The sequence below is a fragment of the Parasedimentitalea denitrificans genome (assembly GCF_011813015.1).
Classification (GTDB): domain Bacteria; phylum Pseudomonadota; class Alphaproteobacteria; order Rhodobacterales; family Rhodobacteraceae; genus Parasedimentitalea; species Parasedimentitalea denitrificans.
Genome location: NZ_QHLQ01000008.1, coordinates 1 through 20,956, shown reverse-complemented (window position 1 = coordinate 20,956; position 20,956 = coordinate 1). Strand labels below are relative to the sequence as shown.

Here is a 20,956-nt window from a genome sequence, read left to right as displayed (position 1 = left end):
CCTCGATAAAGGGGTACACAACACTCTGTTGCGCACCTGCACCTAAGACCACGAAGGAATATGTGCTGATGAATATCCACTCGGGTGAAACGAATTCAACAGCAGACCGTGAAGAGGCCGCAGCGGCGCTTGAACTGTTGCGAAACTGGGCTGCAGGTGCAAGTGCGACCGAAATTGCTCAATTGGACCCAGCAGTGGCGCGATTGTTGCCTGATGGCGAGATCCGTAATTATCCAGACTTGTCTCGTCACTACCCTGAGAATTTTAAATCCGACGAGGCCTATCGGGCAACCCTGCCTGATTTGCAAAATGGACCGTCTAGCCTGATCCGTGGTGCGCGTCAGAACATCCAACATGTTGGTATTTCCAACTTTCGATTGCCTATTCGCTTCCACACCCGCGATGGTGGCGATTTGACCTTAGAAACGTCGATCACAGGAACTGTAAGTCTGGAGGGCGAGAAAAAGGGCATCAATATGTCCCGGATTATGCGATCCTTTTATAAGCATGCCGAGCGGACCTTTAGTTTTGAGGTGATGGCGGCGGCTGTTGATAACTATCTTAGCGATCTGGACAGCCCGGATGCCCGCATTCAGATGCGGTTTTCTTTCCCGGCAAGGGTAGAAAGCCTGCGTTCGGGCCTGTCAGGGTATCAGTATTACGATATTGCATTGGAACTGGTTGATCATGATGGGATCCGAGAAGAGATCATCCATCTGGATTATGTTTATTCGTCAACCTGTCCCTGTTCGCTAGAGTTGAGCGAGCACGCCCGCTCAACGCGAGGACAGTTGGCAACTCCACATTCGCAACGCTCGGTGGCGCGCATTTCCGTGCAGGTCAAGCAGGGGGCTGATTGCCTGTGGTTTGAGGACCTGATTGATCACTGCCGCAAAGCCGTGCCTACCGAAACGCAGGTGATGGTTAAACGTGAGGATGAACAGGCTTTTGCCGAGCTCAACGCCGCTAACCCAATTTTTGTTGAGGATGCTGCACGGCTGTTCTGCGAAGCACTGCAGAATGATCAGCGCATTGGCGACTTCCGAGTACTGGCCAGCCATCAGGAAAGTCTGCACAGCCACGACGCCGTAAGTGTGTTGACCTGCGGGGACACTTTTGTGGCCAGAAGCCTTGATCCACAGTTGTTCTCGACTCTAATCCACCGGGGATAGGCGCAGGTCATCTGATCATAGGTCGGAACGCCAGAGCTCCAAATAAACACTTGAAATCAACGGCTCCCGCCCGTCACCGGTCTCCTGCCAGAGGCCCGGTTTCCGTTGGGCGTAGCGCCGCGCAAGGCGCGGCGCTACGCCCAACCCAGCAAGGGGATCGGCCTTGGCCGGTGATCGGCGCTGGGACGGGAGTACCACCCTGTTTCTAGATGTGTCTACTCGCACCAGTCTGCTATCACATCACTTATGTTTACCCCCTTTGGCTTGACAGTTGACACTCTGCACGCCAAGCCTGCGGGTCATGTTGGATCTTCGCCCTGTTGGATATGTCATCGGCCTGCTGGTCGCCATTTTGGGCGCAACCATGCTGTTTCCTTTGCTAATCGACCTGATCGACGGGCAGGGACAGTGGCCAGTTTTCTTGGAAAGCGCGGTGTTTACGGTATTGGCTGGCGGTCTAATATCGCTGAGCTGTGCCAACGGGGTGCGCGAAGGGCTGACCATTCAGCAAACCTTTTTGCTGACCACTGGGGTTTGGCTGGCTCTACCGTTGTTTGGAGCGTTGCCCTTTGTATTGGGCGCGACCGAGTTGCGGTTCGTCGATGCATTTTTTGAGGCGATGTCCGGCCTGACTACCACCGGATCGACAGTTGTTGGTGGGCTGGACAGTTTGCCACGCGGCATCCTCTTGTGGCGCGGTATCCTACAGTGGCTGGGGGGCATCGGTATCATTGTTGTCGCCATGGTTTTTCTGCCGGAACTGCGAGTCGGAGGGATGCAGATCTTCCGTTCGGAAGGCTTTGACACTTTTGGAAAAATCCTACCCCGTGCGACTGAAATTTCGTCAAGGATTTCGGTGATTTATATATCCCTGACAAGTATATGTGCACTGGCCTACGTTGTGACCGGGATGAACGCATTTGATGCAGTGGTGCACGCGATGACCACTGTGGCAACTGGCGGTTTTGCCAACTACGATTCTTCTTTCGGAGCCTTTTCCGGCCAGACCAAATATGTCGCCGTGGTGTTCATGTTACTGGCCGCCTTGCCATTTGTGCGCTTTGTGCAGCTGACCGCAGGTCATACACAGCCGCTGTTGCGAGACAGTCAGATCCGCGCCTTTTTTGCGACTGCTTTTTTACTGGTTCTCGCGCTAACCGTTTGGAATTTGACCCACATCAGCCAGTCAGACGTCGGGTTTCGCGATACCTTGTTTAACACGGTCTCGCTATTGACGGGCACTGGGTATGCCAGTGTTGACTACATGACATGGGGAGGGTTTCCGGTCACCGTGCTGTTCTTTACTGGGTTAATTGGCGGCTGTGCTGGATCGACCGCCTGTTCGATCAAGATCTTCCGGTACCAATTGCTGTTTGCCTCGATCAAAGCCCAAATTCAGCGCATTCGCTCGCCAAATGGTGTGTTCACGCCGCGGTATGCAGGGCGGGCTGTTGGTCCGGATGTTCTAAGCTCGGTTATATCATTCTTCGTTTTCTTCATTGTCACGATTGGTATTGTGGCTTGGGGGCTGGCCCTGACAGGTTTGGACTTCACCACATCTGTGTCAGGCGCAGCCACTGCCGTTGCCAACATTGGGCCGGGGCTGGGCAGTATTATCGGACCCGCTGGAAACTTCGCGAGCCTGAACGACGCGGCAAAATGGATTTTGATTTCAGCAATGTTGATCGGTCGACTGGAGTTGATGGCTGTCTACGTGCTCTTCACCATCCGTTTTTGGAGGGCCTAAGAGCGGCGGTGATTGTGGTGCGCGCATGTGCACGCACCCTACGCTGTTACTTGCCGACTAGCAGGCTATTGGGGATCTCAAAACGTTCTGCAGGCGTGATGTGTACGACAGTGGAATTGGCAAGGGTCTTTGACGCCATCGAGCCGGTGCTGTCTGTTGATGTGACTTTGCCGTCGGTTGCATATAGGTACCGCACTTGCCCACCAGGAAGCATCACCCGCAGAGTGACTGAACCGTCCTCTTTGGGCAGGATCTCGACAGGGCAGCTAGAATTCAACTGACCGTCTTTGACTGCGCAATCAATGTGTCCTACGGACCGTGTTCCATCTGTGCCGGCTATATTGGCACTTTGTGCATACCCCGACAGAGGCAGCAACGCCGCACAGGCGAACAAGGCTACAAACCGCATGAAAAATCCTTTCAAAGATATTATTTAAGCTGAGTTTCGCACCGGGTTCTCGGGCTGTAAACCCGTCGAATTCAGCATTGTTTTTTCAGGCCGATTGGCAGGTGTGACGCAGCTGCTCTTGCTCTTGCATCAACGCTCGCTTAAGACGCGGGAGATCGAAATACGCCAGCGCACGGAGAGCACCCCCATGCCGGTACTTGTTATGAAATTCGGCGGCACCTCGGTCGCCAACCTGGATCGCATCAAGCGAGCAGCCAAACGTGTTGGTGTCGAAGTCGCCAAAGGCTATGACGTCATTGTCATCGTTTCGGCGATGTCCGGTAAGACCAATGAAATGGTCGGTTGGGTCGAAGAGACTTCGCCACTGTTTGACGCCCGCGAGTATGACGCTGTTGTGTCATCGGGCGAGGCGGTTACTGCTGGCCTGATGGCGCTGACGTTGCAGGAAATGGATGTTCCGGCACGCAGCTGGCAGGGATGGCAGGTGCCGCTTCAGACCACCAGCGCCCATAGCCAGGCCCGTATCGAAGAGATCGGTACTGACAATATCAATCAGAAATTCGGCGAAGGCATGAAGGTCGCGGTGGTTGCGGGTTTCCAAGGGGTGAGCCCCGAGGGCCGTATCACCACGCTGGGCCGTGGTGGGTCGGATACAACCGCGGTGGCTTTTGCTGCTGCTTTTGATGCTGAGCGGTGTGATATCTACACTGATGTAGACGGCATCTATACGACAGACCCCCGTATCTGCGAAAAGGCCCGCAAACTGGACAAAATCTCATTCGAAGAGATGTTGGAACTGGCGTCCTTGGGCGCCAAGGTCCTGCAAACCCGATCTGTCGAGCTGGCGATGCGGTATAAGGTTAAACTACGTGTTCTAAGCAGCTTTGAAGAACAATCTGATGAGGCCGGCACGCTGGTCTGTGCCGAGGAGGAAATCATGGAATCCAATGCAGTGGCCGGTGTGGCCTATTCCCGCGACGAAGCCAAGCTGACCCTGTTGTCGGTCGCTGACCGTCCTGGCATTGCGGCCATCATCTTTAATTCACTGTCCGAGGGCGGTGTGAACGTTGACATGATTGTGCAGAACATCTCGGAAGATGGCCGCACTGACATGACCTTTAGCTGCCCAACCGATCAGGTGGCCCGCGCCGAACAAGCACTGCTCGCCACCAAAGGTGCAGGTGAGCTGAACTATGCCGAACTGGTAGCCGACAAAGACGTCGCCAAGGTATCCGTTGTAGGCATTGGTATGCGTTCGCAGTCAGGTGTAGCGGCCAAGATGTTCAAGGTGCTGTCCGACGAAGGCATCAATATCAAGGTGATCACCACATCCGAGATCAAAATTTCCGTGTTGGTTGACCGGAAATACATGGAACTTGCGGTCCAAGCACTGCATGATGCCTTTGATCTGGACAAGGTTGCCTGAATCAACAAGGCAACCTGACACCCGTATTCGTGAACAGGGCCTATGGCGGACAGCACTGAATCTGAAAGCCGCAAGCTGTTAGTGCGGCTGCGCGAGGCAATGGCCGGCGATGAAGCTGGCCAGGCCCGCCTGGACAAAATCACCCATCTGATTGCCGATAGCATGGGCACAGAGGTGTGTTCAGTCTATCTGTTCCGCGATGACGAGACACTGGAGCTCTGTGCGACCGAGGGTTTGAATACCGAATCCGTTCACCAAACGCGTATGCGTATGGGGGAAGGTCTGGTTGGTCGAGTGGCAAAGTATGGCAAGGTCGTGAACACGCCAGATGCACCCGGAGCCAAGGGATTCCGGTATATGCCGGAAACAGGTGAGGAGCGGTTTTCTTCGTTTCTAGGTGTACCAGTCCAGCGGCTTGGCGAAAAACTGGGCGTTCTGGTGGTTCAGTCGCGTGAAGAACGCATGTTCAGTGCAGATGAGGTGTATGGCCTAGAAGTGGTGGCCATGGTCATCGCTGAGATGACCGAGCTTGGGGCTTTTGTGGGCGAAGGTGCGGCACTGTCGCCTCTGCACCAGCAATCTGTTCTCTTGCGTGGCACCTCGGCACAGGAAGGATCCGCCGAAGGGCACGTTTGGCTGCACGAGCCGCGCGTGGTCATTACCAATCCAATTGCCGATGATCCACATCGTGAAATGGAGCGTCTAATCGAGGCAGTAGACGAACTGCGGGTGGGCGTCGATAAGATGCTGGAAGTGTCGCTGGATGGCGACAAGGAACAGATGCAGGTGCTTGAGGCCTACCGCATGTTTGCCAACTCCAAGGGATGGATGCGGCGTATGGAAGAGGACATATCGCGCGGGCTGAGCGCCGAAGCAGCTGTTGAGAAAGAGCAATCTCAGGCACGTGCCCGCATGAGCCAGGTGCAGGATTCCTATTTGCGTGAACGGTTGAGCGATCTGGATGATCTGTCAAACCGTCTGCTGCGAATTCTAACGGGGCAGGGGGCAACATCTAGCGCTGATCTACCGGTTGACCCGATTTTGATCGCCCGGAACATTGGCCCCGGCGATCTGCTGGAGTACGGGCGTAGCTTGCGCGGAGTTGTTTTAGAAGAAGGGTCGGTTGGTAGTCACGCGGCGATTGTAGCCCGTGCTTTGGCCATTCCATTGGTCGTAAACGCCAAGCGCATCACCACCGAGGCTCTGAATGGCGATCACATAATGGTCGACGGCGAGCAAGGTGTGGTGCACCTGCGCCCCGAGGATATGGTAACAACGGCATTCCGCGACAAAATGGCGATGCAGGCAAAAGCGCAGGAACGTTATTCCTCTATTCGCGACCGACCAGCGGTGACTAAAGATGGTAAAACGGTCAACCTGATGATGAACGCTGGGTTGATGGCAGATCTGCCGTCATTAGAGAGTTCGGGCGCCGAAGGTGTAGGATTGTTTAGGACTGAACTACAATTCCTAGTGCGCAACAAAATGCCCAAACGCACGGAATTGGCAGTGCTGTACAAGCGGGTTTTGGACGCAGGTCATGGCAAGCGGGTTGTGTTCCGAACTTTGGACATCGGTTCGGATAAGGTGCTGCCCTATATGAAGCCCACAGATGAGCCAAACCCGGCTCTGGGCTGGCGTGCGATCCGAGTGGGCTTGGATAAGCCCGGCGTTATGAGGATGCAGCTACAGGCGCTGATGCGCGCCGCTGATGGCCGCCCATTGACCATAATGTTCCCCTTTGTCGCACAGTTCGAAGAATATCGTGCAGCGCGCGCCGAAGTGGAGAAGACATTGGAGCGGGAGCGCCGCTTGGGCCACCCTCTGCCCGAAGTGCTGGACGTAGGGGCGATGTTGGAAACGCCGTCTCTGGCTTTTGCACCGCAAAAGTTTTTTGAAGAAGTCGGTTTTCTGTCAATCGGCGGCAACGATCTAAAGCAGTTCTTTTTTGCAGCCGACCGCGAAAATGAGCGAGTGCGTAAACGGTATGATACGCTGAATGTCAGCTTTCTCAGCCTGATAGAGCGCATTGTTGAACGCTGCGAATCCACTAACACCCCGCTCAGCTTTTGTGGTGAAGATGCGGGCCGTCCGATAGAAGCGGTTTGTCTGGCTGCTATTGGAATTCGCACTCTGTCTATGCGCCCAGCCTCAATCGGGCCGGTAAAGTCACTGTTGCTTCGTGTAGACTTGGACGCTTTGCGTAAAATTATCGCAGATGCCCGCCATCGGGGTGAGCAGTCTGTTCGTCCTGCGGTGATGGACTACCTTCGCGATCTTTGATCTGCTGGAGACCGAGCTAAGCCAAGACGGAAATTTCACACAGGGATTTGGCTGGTAAATCCTGTAGAAATTTTCATTGTCCTCGCTTTTTTCGGGTTGGAAGCGCGAAAATCTGCAGGTTAAAATTGTGATTATCTGTCATGATGGTGAAGCATCGGGAGTGATATCGCGGTTTTGTTGATCTTTTTCAGTAATTGCACGAAATCCGGAGATATTTGACATTTGAACTTGCTTGAAGCGTTTTTGGTGGTGATAGTCATTGCTAAGCGCCAAAATGAGGCAGGCTTGCAGTTATTCAAGGGATGTGCACATTAGATACAAGCCATAATTAATTGTAAACAAGTGGTTAATCGTCTTGTTCAGAGGTTGATGTTCACACACTTGGTGATCGAAAGAAGTGTGGTGGTAGTTTCGGTTTGTGCTGTATCCCTTTGAATTGGTTAGTAAACGGTTAATATCATGCCTTATGGCGGTGGCAAGTTCCGTCCACGATAGGCCTGGCTGCCTGTTCTACGCTTCACTTTGCCGTTTACGAGTCTTAATCTGATTTTGCGCAGGAAGTGTACCGAGCCACAGCCTCAATCTTGAACTCATACGGGTAACGAATTTGCCCTAAGATTTGCATTTTCCTTTGCTATAAAAGTTATCAAGCAATGCGTTTACAAATCTAGAGGCACCTCAGAGCGCAGAGGGCCCAACACCTTCGACATTGAAGGATCTAGGTTGGAATAAAAGCGACCAGATGCGTGACATTGCCATTTAGTACCCTACCTGCGGAATGACGGGCAAAAGGAAATTACAATGGCCCCCAAAGATGATGAAAAAAAAGTACTAGCGAAGATTTTCTCGGACGCAAAAAAAAATGCGCTGAATTTCGCGCTATTTACTGGCAAAGATGGTGTTGCATTGAGCGCCGACCGTCGCACTAAAACGGATGTCTTGCGTAAAGAGGCCAAGAAAAAATGCAACGGCACCAGAGGCGTTTGGGGCACAATGTCAGTGAACAGTACCAATGCAGTCTTTACCTGCGAGGACAGCCCCCCAAGTGCGTTGGCTAAGGCAGCGAAACAACATTTTGCTGATAATGGCCATCGCCTTTCTGTCGACCTTGTAATGGCGAAGGATGAGGATCAGCAAAAAAGTATCAAGCCGGAGACTCCCTTGGTCAAGGATACTGCTGCTCAAACAAATGTGGCTAATACCTCTCCATTGCCAAAACCCGATACGGAGCCTGGAAATGGCGAGCCTGACCCCGAAACCAAAATGGTATCCGGTACTCAAGTGGGCGGTGTGGATAGTGCGGATGAAGATATTAGCCTTAGTGGGGATGATCTGGTCGCTCTCTTCGTGCGTGCACGTAAAAGGCCCCTGAATTTCGCGTTTATGATTGGCAGGGAAGCCCACGTTCTAGAAGCACACCTGCGCAAATCGACGTCCATTCTTATCAAACGGGCAAAATCCAAGGGCGCGAGTGCTCGTGGTGCATGGGGAGTCATGGCCGTTGAGGGAAAGAAAGTTCTGATGCGCTGTGAAGAACCGCCAGTACGCTCGATCGCGCGCATTGCCCGAACTTACTTTGCCGATAAGGGCGTCCCGTGCAGGGTCGTTGTCTTAAATGGGAGTGGCGATCTGATCGAGGACAGCGATACGGAAGCCGAGGCGGCGGTGGACGTCCCTTCCTTGCCCGATAATTCTACCGTTGAAGAATTTGAGAAATTGAGGCCTGACATAGCCCTGGCGCAATCGGCTGACCCCAAAAAGAGGGGGAAGAAGCTTAGCGGCTTGGAAGCCGGGTTCTGGTCTGCAGTTGAAAAGGGGGACTTGGTACAGGCCAAGAAAATTATCGTTCTGACGAAGAAAACTCTGAATGACGGTGGGTTTCTTGGGATAGGCGATTCAAGCTCTGTTCCTTCCAAAGGGAAGTTATCTGTCGTGACGGGTGAATTTGTACCCGAAAGCGATTGGGACGATGAGAAAGATGCTGGTGCTTTCCGCAACATTCCAGGCGAAACCGACAACAAGGGTGTCACGTTCAGACGGAAAATAGAGTTCAGTAAGCCCATGTCCGCCCACCAAAAACTGGTCGCGATTGTCATCGACTATGACGACGAAGTGGACACCGAAGGCCAAGCAGTCAGCAAAATAAAGTCTGGGTTCTGGACCCCTCAAAGTAAGTTTGTGGGGACTACAGAAAAGGAACTTGCAAACAAATACTTCTGGTACACGTTGACGGATTATTCACTCACAAGCCGCGACGGCCAGGCGCTGGGAGAGGCAAGTGATCAGTTCCGTAAAATGCGCCATCAACAAAAGAAAATGATTAACCAACTGACGGACAAGCTGTTCAGGGAAAAAACCGGGTTCCTGGGAGACCTAGACCCGAAAAATCCACAGCATAAAAACTGGATCGATCTTTGGTTAAACCTTCGCGCTGATATCGTCGAAAAAGGCCAGCGGGTTTCGGAACTGTCCGAGGAAACCAAAAAGTTCATGTTTGACGAGGACAGCAAATTTCAATTGCGCCCTGAAGATTACGACATGGCTTTGAAGGCCGCGGAAATTTTGGAATTGATGTCGTCTGAGGACCGAGCAGCATTCATAGCTCGCTCGGCTGGGCGGACAGGCGCACGCGAGTTCCGTGATGCGCTGAATAAGTTCAACTCTGAAATGGCAGCTCACGAGGATGCCGTCCGCACCCGCGAGGAAACCAAGGAAGGTATTACAGGCACCCAAGAGTTGTTTGCTGATCTGTCCAAGTTAGAGGCGGCAGAAGCGAGGCTTACAGCAGCCCAACTCAAACGCCAGGCTGAGGTCATAGCCCGACTACACGAGCTTCAGAGGAATCCGGATGACCGAAACCTTCTTGATCAGTTTCTTGATAATACCTTGAACGCTGAGATCGTTGATGCGTTCCAGCAGCGTCAGGCCTTGGAAGCCAAGATTGCTGCGGCTGGGTATGGCGACATTGCGGCCTATGACAAAAAAGTTAAAGCCTACGAAGACTCGTTCGAAGAAGAAGCTGTTCATGTCGCTAACGATATGTTCGACCGCTCATTGCATAAGTTGCGGGACCTCCAGAAGAAATACCAAGATCCAGCTGCCTCAGACGAGATATATGCAGCCGTCGATCAATGGTTCGACGAAAGGGAGAGAGCCCTTGAAATTCTCCTGAAAAAGGACATCGCCGCAGAAGCATACACTGCCAGTTCCAGCTACGAAGAACACTTAAAAAAGACAATAGAGTACGAAAAGACAATGGCCAAGGCCACGGAAAAGCTGGGCCGACTTTTCCCGATCACCAAAGACCCCAGTTTTGATCTGGAAAAATTCCATGATGCTCCGAAGGAGCACCGAAAGTACCTTATGCAAAGTGTTGTTAAGACCAAAATTGAACACATAGAGAGCACCCAGAAATCAATGAAGAAAAACTCGTCATTGGTTTGGAAATTCGATGGCATACAAGAGCTTACGAAACTAGAAAGCGGTGTCGCCGAGGACCCGCTTTTTGAAGGTGTGATCAGCCAGCGTATTAGCGAAGAGGATGAAGATGGCATTGGCATCGCTTTGCTCTTAGTTGGCCTTGCTGCCGGAATTCTGTCTGGTGGCACCGGCGCGGTGGCTATGATCGCTGCGGGTGTTTCAGTGACCGCTGGATTTGTTGAACTGGATATTCAAGTCAATGATTACGTGCTGGAGTCGAAAGCACACAGCGCCGGTGCGATTGTCGACGAACCCAGCGTTTTGGGAATTGTTCTTACGATTGTCGGTTTGGGACTGGATGTGGCAGCAATCGGAAAACTGGCCAAAGCGCTCATAAAAGGCGATAAGGCAACTGAGGTTGGGAAAGCCGCCGTCGGCGAAGCTGTACCACCGGCCTGGGCAGATGAATTGATAGACGCAACCACGACATTCAATAAGTCAATAGACAAGCTAGAAGCCTTGATCCAACTTGAGCGCTGGGTTTCTGGGATTGTTGACAAAGGCGTGGATCGCAAGACTGCTAAACTTCTCGATACACTGCTGGAAGCTGCGCGCCGGGAAGCTGACGAAGCCGTTGGTGCGGCGACAAAGACCGGGTCGAAGGTGGATGGGTCAAAGACGCAGGATGCACCTGCATCGCCGAAATCCCTTGATCCGAAATCCACCTCTGATCTGAAGCTCGACCTGCTGAAAGCAAGTGAATACCAAAAACGTGCCGCTGACATCTTACCTCTCAACTCACCGGAAGGCACCATGGCCATGTTGCCGTCGGAAGATCCCGCCGAGGTTCTCCGGTATTACTACGCGGCATGTGAAAATACGCCCACGAAAGAGATTGGGCTGTATTATAATTTCAAGGCGGATACCTATGTCCTTGTTCAGGGGGGGGAAGGGAGTGTTCCATGGCCCAGTAAACAGGCACAGGATCTGGTCGATACGTTTGGTGCGGATCACAAAATTCATAAGAATAACAACTGGGAAACAGAGAATTGGGAGCTTCCCTTTCACAGTCATCCAAAGGAAACTGCAAAGGGGGTATCTGACATCGCTTCCAGAGCGCCAAGTTGGGATGATCTTGAAATTGTGCGCACTGATGCCATCGTGGCGAACCGAACCAAAGTGGGCATTGCTAGCTTTACCACAGAAGCTGGGCCAGCTCGTATCATGTACAGTTATGATCCAGAGGTTAGGTTATTTGCGGTGGCCGGTAAGTTCCCGCCAGCCGATGGTGTTGGGAAGTGGGTAGATGAAATTCGGTATTTTGACACTCTCGAAGGTTACGTATCTGAGATTTACACGAAGTTCGGGGCAGAAGTCCCAAAGTCGTTAAAAAAAGCTCGGGCAGCAGATCTCAAATGGGTTGAGTTTAATAAGAAGCTGGAAGCTGAATTAGTAAAAGCAGGAAAAGATGCGTTGAAAAAGGCTAAAGATACTGCGTCAGAGTAGACCATGTTTCAAACTGTTTTGGTCGCTCGGGGGATAATCCCCTTCACTTCAAATGTGGGCTATCTGAAATTTCTACTCGGCTGTTTTCAGCTTCAAGAAAAACAGCCTTTTGGGCGAGCAGAATAGTCATTCCATAACAATCGGGGTCTTCGGGTACGAATTGCCGTATTCTGATGCCATGGCTTGCGAGAATATCACCGTACTCGTTTGGCGATAGGCTGGCATGATAAATAGGGTCATCACCAACACATCCCGTCACTTCTCCTTCATTTGGGCCGACCGTTAGCAGCAGTGCGCCTTCTGGGTGAAGGTGACGGGCAATTTCCGGGAGTGCTTTTCGTTGTTCGTCACGCGTTAAGTGGAAAAAGCTGTTCCAACCGATGATGCCGTGAAACCGCTCGGGAAGGTCGAGGTGGCGCATGTCTCCATGTCTCCAATCACCGTGTGGGTTAATTTCACGCGCCATTTCTATCATGTTTGATGATGCATCCAGCCCAACAACACGATGCCCTTGCTTGATAAAATACGAGCCAATGGGGTCGCCAGCCCCGCAGCCCAAATCCAAAATACTCCCATGTTTGGGCACCAGTTTTATAAAACGATCAAGCCAAAGCTGCTCAACCAGTGTCTTTGGTCGTTTACTTGCAAACCGACGAGCGTTGCGCTGGTAAACTGACTGAGTTTGCAGAGCCAGTTTGGAAATGTCTGTGTTGCTCAACCATTCGCCCCCAGTAATTTTGACCTACTTTAACCGCGACGCTCAAGGCTGCAACCGCCGGGTTTCCAGTTCAGTGTAAGCGACGCCATGTAGCTAATACAACGCTTGCTTGCGTGGCTCCTTGCTGCAAAGGTCTGTTACAGGGGGTGTTTGCTTAACGGATGAAAATTCACCGATGGCTTACAATACTGGCTTGCCTATATCTTGGGCTGGCAACTTTGGTGTTTTCTTCTGTAGCTTCGCTTCAGCAGAGCAAAACGCATTCGCAATTGATACGCGATCGACTGGCAATCTCGGTAAAAGGTGCGTCACGTCCTTTTGAGACGGTCATATCTCTTGGTTTGCCGGTCAGCATGTTGCGAAATCGCGCCGAAGTCTTGGCTCGGGCGATACAAATTGATCCTTCGATTTACAATGTGGTTCTGTTCAACCCTTCCGGGATTATTGTTGAGCAGGCTGTTACCTCGTCGCAAAACGCTGTCTCCGAGAGTGTCTTGAAGGCACTCAGGCGAAGCGAGTACCCTGATTGGTCTACTCAGACCGAGTCTCATCTGATCGCAGGACACTCGATTTATACGACCTCGGGGCAAGTCGTCGGCGCGATCTATGCTAGTTATCCGTTGACTGAGTTAACCAAGCTGAGCTGGAATTTCCGTTGGACCATGCTGAAATTTTCAGCGTTGGCCTGTATTCTCGGTGGTTTCTTGTCGTGGTTGGCGTTCAAAGCTCTACTTCGGCCGAGCGAGAGTGAAACTCTGTTAGCGGCTGAGGCTGATATCAGCGGGGCTGAGGAAGCGCTTGTCGGGGCTTCGGCCGACCTAAATGTCACCAACTCATTGCCGGTCCAGTTGCAGGCGCTCCACAATAGCGACTTCAATCGACACTTGAACCGCAGGACTTCAGCCGTCTTTGCGTCCTTAACGTTAGTAACCTTAGTGGGGTTGGCATGGGTTTCACACGCTGTTCTAAGCAAGAGCCTTGTGCCAGAACTCGACAGGCGCGCTGCATTGGTAGCGCACACGTTGACCGAAAATGTGAAGACAGCAATTGAGGCAGGGATCCCGGCTGATCAACTGGTTGGTTTGAAAGCTGCCCTGCAGGACATGCAAGCACGGTTCCCTGAAGTTCGATCTATCAGCATTTCATTGTCAGGCATTGAGACCTCTGTCGGGTCGCCGACTGGACGGACCTACAGGGAAGTAGTTCAGTTCTCTCCCTATGACACAGGGGTCGTTTCGGTCAGCTCCGATCCCCGGATGTTGACGCGGCAATTTAGGGCACTTTTTCTCGACTTGTCAGTGATCGTTGTGTTCACAGCTTTGCTGGCTGTGGAAATTGCGACGATCCTGTTGTCGAAATCCCTGATCGGTCCGATTTCCGGTTTGGCTGTAGTGGCGCGGTCAGTTTTGGACGGGCGTAGGAATTTGGTTTTTTCACCCAAATGGCCAGCTGAGCTCCGTCTTCGCGCCCAACGCCTGAATACAGCCATTCTTGCATCTGCTCCTAATGGAGCAGCAAGTGTGCATCGCTTGCGTCTGGCTTCGCTGGCGGATGTTCGTTTGGGCTTGTTTTTGTTTGCGGTGGCTGACGAGGCGCCCCTGTCTTTCTTTGTTTTGTTTATGCAGGATCTTCCAAACGATCTTGCCTTTGTGCCTTCGGAGCTGGCAATCAGCCTGCCTTTTGCAGGGTACCTAATAAGCGCCCTAATCTGCGCCCCCTTGGCGCGCCCGCTGGGTCAAAAGATCGGCTATCGCCAACTGTTCATTACTGCCGCTCTGTTGACCGCAGTTGCCAAGATCGGCCTGTTGAGCGCGCCAAGCATCCTAGTGGCGACCCTGTGGCAGAGTTTAAACGGTGCCTTGTTTGTCTTGGCGATGCTGGCCTGTCAGGACTACTTGCTGGATCTTTTGCCTTCGAAAGAACGCGTGCGGTCAATGGCGATCTTTCGTGCCGTACTATTCTCAGGTGTTTTTGCGGGCACCGCGATTGGTGGTATCCTTGCCGACAGAATAGGAGAGCCAGCGGTCTTTGCGTTCTGTGCCGGGCTTGCAACGATTGCGGCCGTCCTGATCTGGATGCAAATGGCACCATTGGGCGAAGTGTTCGGGAGCGTTGACGAGGATCAGCGCCTCAGCCTTGGGTTTCTAAAGTGTTTTGGAGATTGGCGTTTCGTGTTGTTTGCTCTGGGGGTTATCGCGCCTCAGGCGATCATTGATCACGTGTTTATTTCGTATCTCTTGGCGCTTTTGATGGATGATGCCGGGGCCTCAATCAGAATGATTGCTCAGGTCATGATGCTGTTTTTCCTTGCGCTGACGCTGGCAGGGCAGGCGGCAGGCCATATCAAGTTTGTCAGTACTGCTCCACAGGCTTGCGCCGGGCTTGGCACTTTGGCAGCGGGGGCTGTAATCTGGCACATCGGTGCTGCGCCGTCCTTTGAAGGTCTGCTCTTTGTTGCTGTAGTGTCAGGAGCAGCGCTGGGATTGTCGGCGGGGCCTATCACGGCTATCGTGGTGCATTTATCCCAAACCAGCCTTTCTCATCTGGGGCTTACCAATGTTCTTGGAATGGTGCGTGTTCTTGAACGCGCCGGTGCAGCTGCTGCAATGGTGAGCGCCGGCGCATTTGCCGCATCTTTTGGGTTTGAGCGAACAACGTCCATGATCGGGATTTACGCCTGCTTTGCGGCAGCGGGCTTTGTTGTGGTTACCATAGCAACACGGCCTGCGGATCGGGTTGCCACGTCACGGAAGGAATAAGATGAAATATCGCAATGGGTTGCTTGGATTCATTCTGTTTGCTTCGTTGGTCGCACAAGTTGCGGCAGATACATCAAACAGGGTAGGGATGGTGCTTTGGGCCGGCTGCGAAGATGTATGCCGCGGCGTGGCGGATCAACTGAGGGCCATGGATCCAGGGATCGAATTTCTCCAGTTTGACGCTGCCCGGGACGAAAACGTTCTGGCCCGGATGCCTGATCTCGTCAAAGACGCAAAGCTGGACCTTTTAGTCACTTGGGGCACGCGTGTCACGCGCCAGATGGTTGGTACAAAAGCTGAGTTTAACGAAGGATCACGCATGGGAGACATGCCCGTGGTCTTTACCGTGGTCTCTGATCCCGTGGCCTCAGATATTGTGGACAGCTATACTGAAACAGGCCGGACTCAAATAACCGGTACCCGCAATCGGGTGCCGGAAGCAGTCAACATCAATGGTCTTCGACGGGTGATGCCAGACTTCAACCACTTGGGGTTGATCTATGAACCTGAGGCAGACAACTCACTAAGAAAATTCGAGGAAATCAACGCCTTGTCGAAGCAGGAGGGGTTTCATCTAACCGCAGTGCCTGTGCGCGGAGGCGACCCCGCCAAGCTTCAACACATGGCCACGGGGATCGCCCAAATGAAGGCGGCTGGCGTGCAGTTTATCTATCTGGGATCCTCCACCTTTCTGGAGACACACGCTGATACCTTCACCGAAACGGCTCTTTCGCACGGTTTGCCTGTACTTTCCCCATATGAAAAGCTGGTCCACGAAAGCCAAGCCTATTTGTCAATCGCGGCGAGGGATTACGATGTCGGCAAACTTGCAGCCCAACAAGCGATGCGTATATTGAATTCCGATGCGCAAGCAGGGAGTTACCCTGTACTTGCGATGGAAGAGTTTGCGTTCGTTCTAAATGGAAGCGTGGCGAAAAAGCTGTCGCTCTATCCCCCCCTTGATATGATGCAGCTCTTTGAGGTCACTGAGGGGCGACAATAGGCGTCCAGATAAATGGTGCAACGCCGATCTGTGCTCAGCCTGAAGGCATTCTAGATTCAATCTGTATTGAAAAAAACTGGAGGTGAGTACACAAACTGAACTCGTGGCAGTGGTCTCTCAGGTTATTCTCGTAGCTGATTGACTGACTTATGGCGCCTCTGAGGCACTGCGTGGAGCCTGCTCGTTCATAGCTGGTCGGAGTGTTAGCACCGCGAACAGTGTTGGCGTGATGCCTCACGCATATGAGAAACAAACGGTCCGCTGATCTGGCTTTGCTAGATCAGGGTAACGCACGATCAAGGAAACGCGCAATCCGCACTAAATTGAGAATGTTTTGAAACATCTGCTCGGTATTACAGTTGCTGTTGCTCATTTTGACCCATAAGTGCTGATGTCAGTCAGTTGCACATCTGATAGAAGCATGCATTCTCGAAGGAGAAAAATCACCTCTGCTCATTGTAAGCAGTTGGCACCAATAAGCGAAATGCAATGCACTTAAAGTGCTGGAACCAATCACTTGTTCCCAGGAAATGACTGGGCGTACAGGAATAGTTTTCCAAAGGCGATTGGTCACTTCCGTTGGTGCTAGCCACGTTTAAGTCTCGGTATCGAGGCAATGTTACACAGCTTGGGACTGCGCCTTCTAGTTAAATATGTGGTTGTGAATGATCACATGGGCAGCGCTTTAGATTAATCTAATCGAAATCAGATGCTGCGAAACCACCTTAGGAAATATGAGGTTTCGTGTAACTAATGCCAAGGCAGCGCATCACCAAAAGTTATTTACGCCTACGCAGTGGCATTGCGTTGGCTATCTTGTTGTCTGCTGCTATCGGCGCCTTCCTCATTACCCTTTCCGGGCGCGACGGTGTCGCTCGACGCGCTGAAAATACACAATCTCTCGATTTGATTTTGGTCTCTCTCGCTGAGCTTTCTTTGGCATTTGACGAACTAAAAAACGATCCATCCAAGCAAAAAGCGTTGATAGCTGTTGGCCGAATTCGTCGAAGCGCCATAAGCGCAAATTCCGCTCTTGAGCAGGTTAGAAATGCTCATACGAGATTTGCCTATTCTGCAGATGCGCAGGAAATAATGAACCAACCTTCGTTAGACCCATTGGCCGAGCTTGGTGAAATTCTGTTTTTTGCCAACGTGATCGCAAATGCTGAAACAACCAATTCAGAAATCTCAAAAGCAGCTGCACTTGCTTCTGATTTATCGCGGCAGTTGATTCCGGTTATCATGCAGATCAAATACGCCGAAGTTCGGACCGGCCGCGCCGCCACGGAAGCACAATTGGCCTTTGCACTGATAGCCGTCGCCATTGGAGCTCTTGGAGTTCTTGTCGCCGCACGTTTTGTACATTTACCAATGGAGCGCTTTATTATCAGCGCGCAGTCCGAAATTGAAGCTAGCCGTCGAAGTGCTGAGGCTGCTTCCGAGGCCAAATCCAATTTTCTCGCAACGATGAGCCACGAAATACGAACGCCACTGAATGGAGTTCTGGGGTTGGCTGAGTTGTTACAAGGTACTGATCTGGACGACGAACAAATTCATATGGTCCACATGATGCTTGTGAGCGGGAATTCTCTTTTACGTGTCATCAATGATGTATTGGATTTGTCGAAAATCGAGTCTGGCAAGTTTGAAATGGAGACCGAGGTCTTCGACGTACTTTCCCTTTGCCAAGAGGTTGTCGACTTGTTTTCAGCTCAAGTTCAGAACAAGAAAATTGACCTGCACCTGTCTGCACGTCCTGAAACAGCCAATTGGCATGTGGTGGGATATGGCAAGGCCGTCCGGCAGATCGTTCTCAATCTTGCCAGCAATGCCATCAAATTCACTGAGGCCGGGGCCGTCGAAATCGAGGTAGAAGAACGAGTGTCAGAGAATGAGGGCACGCGAATACTTAGCATTGTTTTCAGGGACAGTGGTATAGGTGTAGCACCAGAATCCCAAAGTCTGATATTTGAACAATTTGCACAGGCCGATGCGTCCACAACTTCACGGTTTGGAGGGACCGGGTTGGGGTTGGCCATCGTAAAAAAACTTATCGATGCCATGAACGGTACGATTTCAATGGAAAGTGAGTTAGGCAAAGGATCGGAATTTGTCGTTGAATTTCCTGTAGAAGATGCGCCGAGGGTAACTGTGATGGCCAACCCTGCCAAACAAGCACTGACGTTCAACAAGAAAATCCTTGTTGCGGATGACAATCGCGTCAATCGGTTAGTTGTTAGCAAGATGTTGGAGCGCATGGAATGCGAGGTCAAAACCGCTTCTAATGGTGTCGAGGCAATCGAACTGGAAGAATCGTGGTTACCTGACCTGATCTTAATGGATGTTCGAATGCCGGAAATGGACGGGCTGAATGCAACCCGCGCAATCCGGGCGAAAGAGCGAGAACTGAACAAGGAACCGATTCCAATCATCGGGTTGTCTGCCAATGCAATGAATGAGCATCGGGACGCAGGTTTGGCCGCTGGTATGGACGGCTATCTCGCAAAACCCATCAGAAAGTCGGATTTAACCGAGGAACTGATACGCCATTGGCCCGACGAAAGCAGTAAACACAAGGAGCCGAACACGCAATGCGCCTGACGACAACAACTGCCTTAGCTCTATTAACTGGAGCGGTACTGTTCGCTCCGGCTTCAGCGGAAACTGAGCATGTCTCGTTTTATAATTGGAGCGGGTACATCGCTCAAGAGGCTATCGACGGCTTCACGGAAGACGTCGGGACCCAATTCTCGATGGACACATATGGAGAGTCAGATGAAGCTGAGGCGCGCTTGATTGCTCGTGGTACAGGCTACGACCTAGCGGTCGTTCCTATGGAGAGTGTAGGACGCTTGGTTGAATCCGGAGCCATCCAGGAGATCGAGGTGGATGCCATTCCGAATTCTACCGGTGTGAATTCAGAACTGCAGGAACTTTTTCTCCAGTCCATGCCGAGTGCGGAAGGACATGTTTTGCCCTACCTTTGGGGCACAACTGGTGTTGTGTTTGATGTCGAAGCTGTATCGGAACGCCTTCCAGGTGCCTCTCTTGACAGTTGGTCATTGGTATTTGACCCGGAAAATGCGGAAAGGTTGGCCGCCTGTGGCATCACTATTGTTGACTCAGTGGAAGAAGTTATTGCAGCGGCACTCGTCTACCTTGGTCTTGATCCGCATACACAGTCCGATCAGGATCTTGACGCCGCTTTTGAGGTTGTTTCTGCCATAGCGCCGTACGTCCGCTCATTTGATAACGATCAATATGATGACTTGCTTGGTGGGGAGATCTGCCTAGCCGTTGCATGGAGCACAGATGCCCTTGCGCCATTATTGGAAGAGGGAAGCGAACAGTATCAATTCATTCTTCCCCAAGAAGGAACAAATCTGTGGGCCGACGTTTTTGTCATTCCCAGTGATGCAGCGAATGTAGAACAGTCGAACCTGCTCATGGACTACATTCTGCGGCCCGACATGATGGCATTGGCAACACTAAGCACATTCGCCAACAACAGTGTATCATCCTCTCGTGCTGAAATCGACGACCCAAATTTTGACCTTCCGGCTTTGGCGCTACCTCAAGATATTCCCGTCCCTCTCTATTTCGTTAAACCGCGCAACGGCCAGGAGAAACGACAACTCGACCGGCGTTGGAGAAGGCTTCAGGTCGGTCTTTAGGGGAGAGTATTAATGCCCAAGAGGTCAACTTAGGGCTTCCTCGCTCAAGACTGAGCATCGACGGCGCTGATTGTAGAACCCATTGAGGTGTTTGAAAACCGCCATCTTAGCCTACCGTCGTGTTTTTCTGACCTCCGCCAAATCAATTCGGCCTTGATGGTTTTGAAAAGGTCTCGACGTCGGCATTAGCATAATAAATGCCTTTGCCACTCATCGGCACAATGACGTCATTCTGGCACATCCGTTGCCCAAATGTAGCGTGCAATGCGATCTTCCGAGAGGAGCGCTCTAGGCAGCAATGTCCAACTTTCAAACCACTCCCTTTCACCTCTTTTGTCATTTGGGGGGCTGTCGTAACGGTCTAGGTTGAGATTGGACTGTTATTTGATGGACGCCGCCAGTGTTGTAGTGTTTCCTTCAGCTTTCGATGATGATCTGAGCTTCACGGAGCGAGAAGAAGATTTCACCGATCAGCAGCTCGTCCCGTATTCGTCCGTTAAAGCTCTCGCAGTACCCGTTCTCCCAAGGGGATCCTAGCTCGATGTAAGTTGTCTTGGCCCCGACGGCTTTGATCCAATCCCTGAAGGCCTCCGTTATGAACTCAGGGCCATTGCCCGACCGAATGTACGTAGACACAATGTTCTTGAAATCGCACCGCTTAGCAGTCGTTGGTGCGACGCGCAGCGAATGGTGGGTGCTACACGTCATCTCGGATTCTGCACCTAACACGAATGTCGTAAAAGGGCTAATGTTGTTGAAAAACTCGAAGTTTTCGCGTGTCCGTATAACGGGACAATGTGTTCCCGCCTCTGTTTCACGCTGCGGCTTTGGCCTGGATT

The 20,956-nt window shown here is 51.9% G+C and carries 11 protein-coding genes and 1 pseudogene; 9 read left to right on the top strand and 3 right to left on the bottom strand.

Translation table 11 applies throughout. From position 1 onward, the window contains the following. Nucleotides 1-68: 68 nt before the first annotated feature. Together folE2 and DL239_RS09700 are read left to right on the top strand one after the other, a co-directional pair. Complete coding sequence (folE2, locus tag DL239_RS09705; RefSeq protein ID WP_167683817.1) at nt 69-1,172, top strand: GTP cyclohydrolase FolE2; 1,104 nt, start codon at nt 69-71, stop codon at nt 1,170-1,172. A 301-nt stretch (nt 1,173-1,473) separates the two neighbouring features. Beyond that, nucleotides 1,474-2,919: a TrkH family potassium uptake protein gene (locus DL239_RS09700; RefSeq protein WP_167683816.1), complete on the top strand. Its 1,446-nt coding sequence runs from the start codon at nt 1,474-1,476 to the stop codon at nt 2,917-2,919. A 46-nt stretch (nt 2,920-2,965) separates the two neighbouring features. Here DL239_RS09700 and DL239_RS09695 read toward each other — a convergent pair whose 3' ends face one another. Further along, nucleotides 2,966-3,328, bottom strand: coding sequence for a hypothetical protein (locus tag DL239_RS09695; RefSeq protein WP_167683815.1), 363 nt, complete (start codon nt 3,326-3,328; stop codon nt 2,966-2,968). A gap of 187 nt (nt 3,329-3,515) precedes the next feature. Here DL239_RS09695 and DL239_RS09690 point away from each other — a divergent pair, with 187 nt between their 5' ends. The 3 genes from DL239_RS09690 (at nt 3,516) to DL239_RS09680 (ending at nt 11,963) form a co-directional block, all read left to right on the top strand. Beyond that, on the top strand, nt 3,516-4,754 hold the full coding sequence (locus tag DL239_RS09690; protein WP_167683814.1) for an aspartate kinase: 1,239 nt from the start codon (nt 3,516-3,518) through the stop codon (nt 4,752-4,754). Nucleotides 4,755-4,796: 42 nt separating this feature from the next. After that, nucleotides 4,797-7,037, top strand: a complete 2,241-nt coding sequence (ptsP, locus tag DL239_RS09685; RefSeq protein ID WP_167683813.1) for a phosphoenolpyruvate--protein phosphotransferase — start codon at nt 4,797-4,799, stop codon at nt 7,035-7,037. A gap of 801 nt (nt 7,038-7,838) precedes the next feature. Next, on the top strand, nt 7,839-11,963 hold the full coding sequence (locus DL239_RS09680; RefSeq protein ID WP_167683812.1) for a hypothetical protein: 4,125 nt from the start codon (nt 7,839-7,841) through the stop codon (nt 11,961-11,963). 43 nt (nt 11,964-12,006) lie between these two features. On the opposite strand, the gene DL239_RS09675 is transcribed toward DL239_RS09680, so the two are convergent. Then, complete coding sequence (locus DL239_RS09675; RefSeq protein WP_167683811.1) at nt 12,007-12,681, bottom strand: class I SAM-dependent methyltransferase; 675 nt, start codon at nt 12,679-12,681, stop codon at nt 12,007-12,009. Nucleotides 12,682-12,842: 161 nt separating this feature from the next. On the opposite strand from DL239_RS09675, the gene DL239_RS09670 reads away from it, so the two are divergent. The 4 genes from DL239_RS09670 to DL239_RS09655 all read left to right on the top strand — a co-directional run bounded on the left by DL239_RS09670 (nt 12,843) and on the right by DL239_RS09655 (nt 20,117). Continuing rightward, nucleotides 12,843-15,440, top strand: a complete 2,598-nt coding sequence (locus DL239_RS09670; RefSeq protein ID WP_206188416.1) for an MFS transporter — start codon at nt 12,843-12,845, stop codon at nt 15,438-15,440. 127 nt (nt 15,441-15,567) lie between these two features. Next, complete coding sequence (locus tag DL239_RS09665) at nt 15,568-16,443, top strand: ABC transporter substrate binding protein (protein ID WP_167683809.1); 876 nt, start codon at nt 15,568-15,570, stop codon at nt 16,441-16,443. Between the two features lie 819 nt (nt 16,444-17,262). Then, nucleotides 17,263-19,044, top strand: coding sequence for an ATP-binding protein (locus tag DL239_RS09660; RefSeq protein WP_167683808.1), 1,782 nt, complete (start codon nt 17,263-17,265; stop codon nt 19,042-19,044). Next, a complete protein-coding gene (locus DL239_RS09655) occupies nt 19,035-20,117 on the top strand; it encodes an extracellular solute-binding protein (RefSeq protein WP_167683807.1) in 1,083 nt (360 codons plus the stop codon). The genes DL239_RS09660 and DL239_RS09655 overlap by 10 nt, the downstream gene beginning before the upstream one ends. Nucleotides 20,118-20,453: 336 nt before the next feature. Here the strand turns inward: DL239_RS09655 and DL239_RS09650 are convergent. Beyond that, a pseudogene (locus tag DL239_RS09650) lies at nt 20,454-20,753 on the bottom strand (integrase core domain-containing protein); the annotation flags it as partial. Nucleotides 20,754-20,956: the final 203 nt, after the last annotated feature.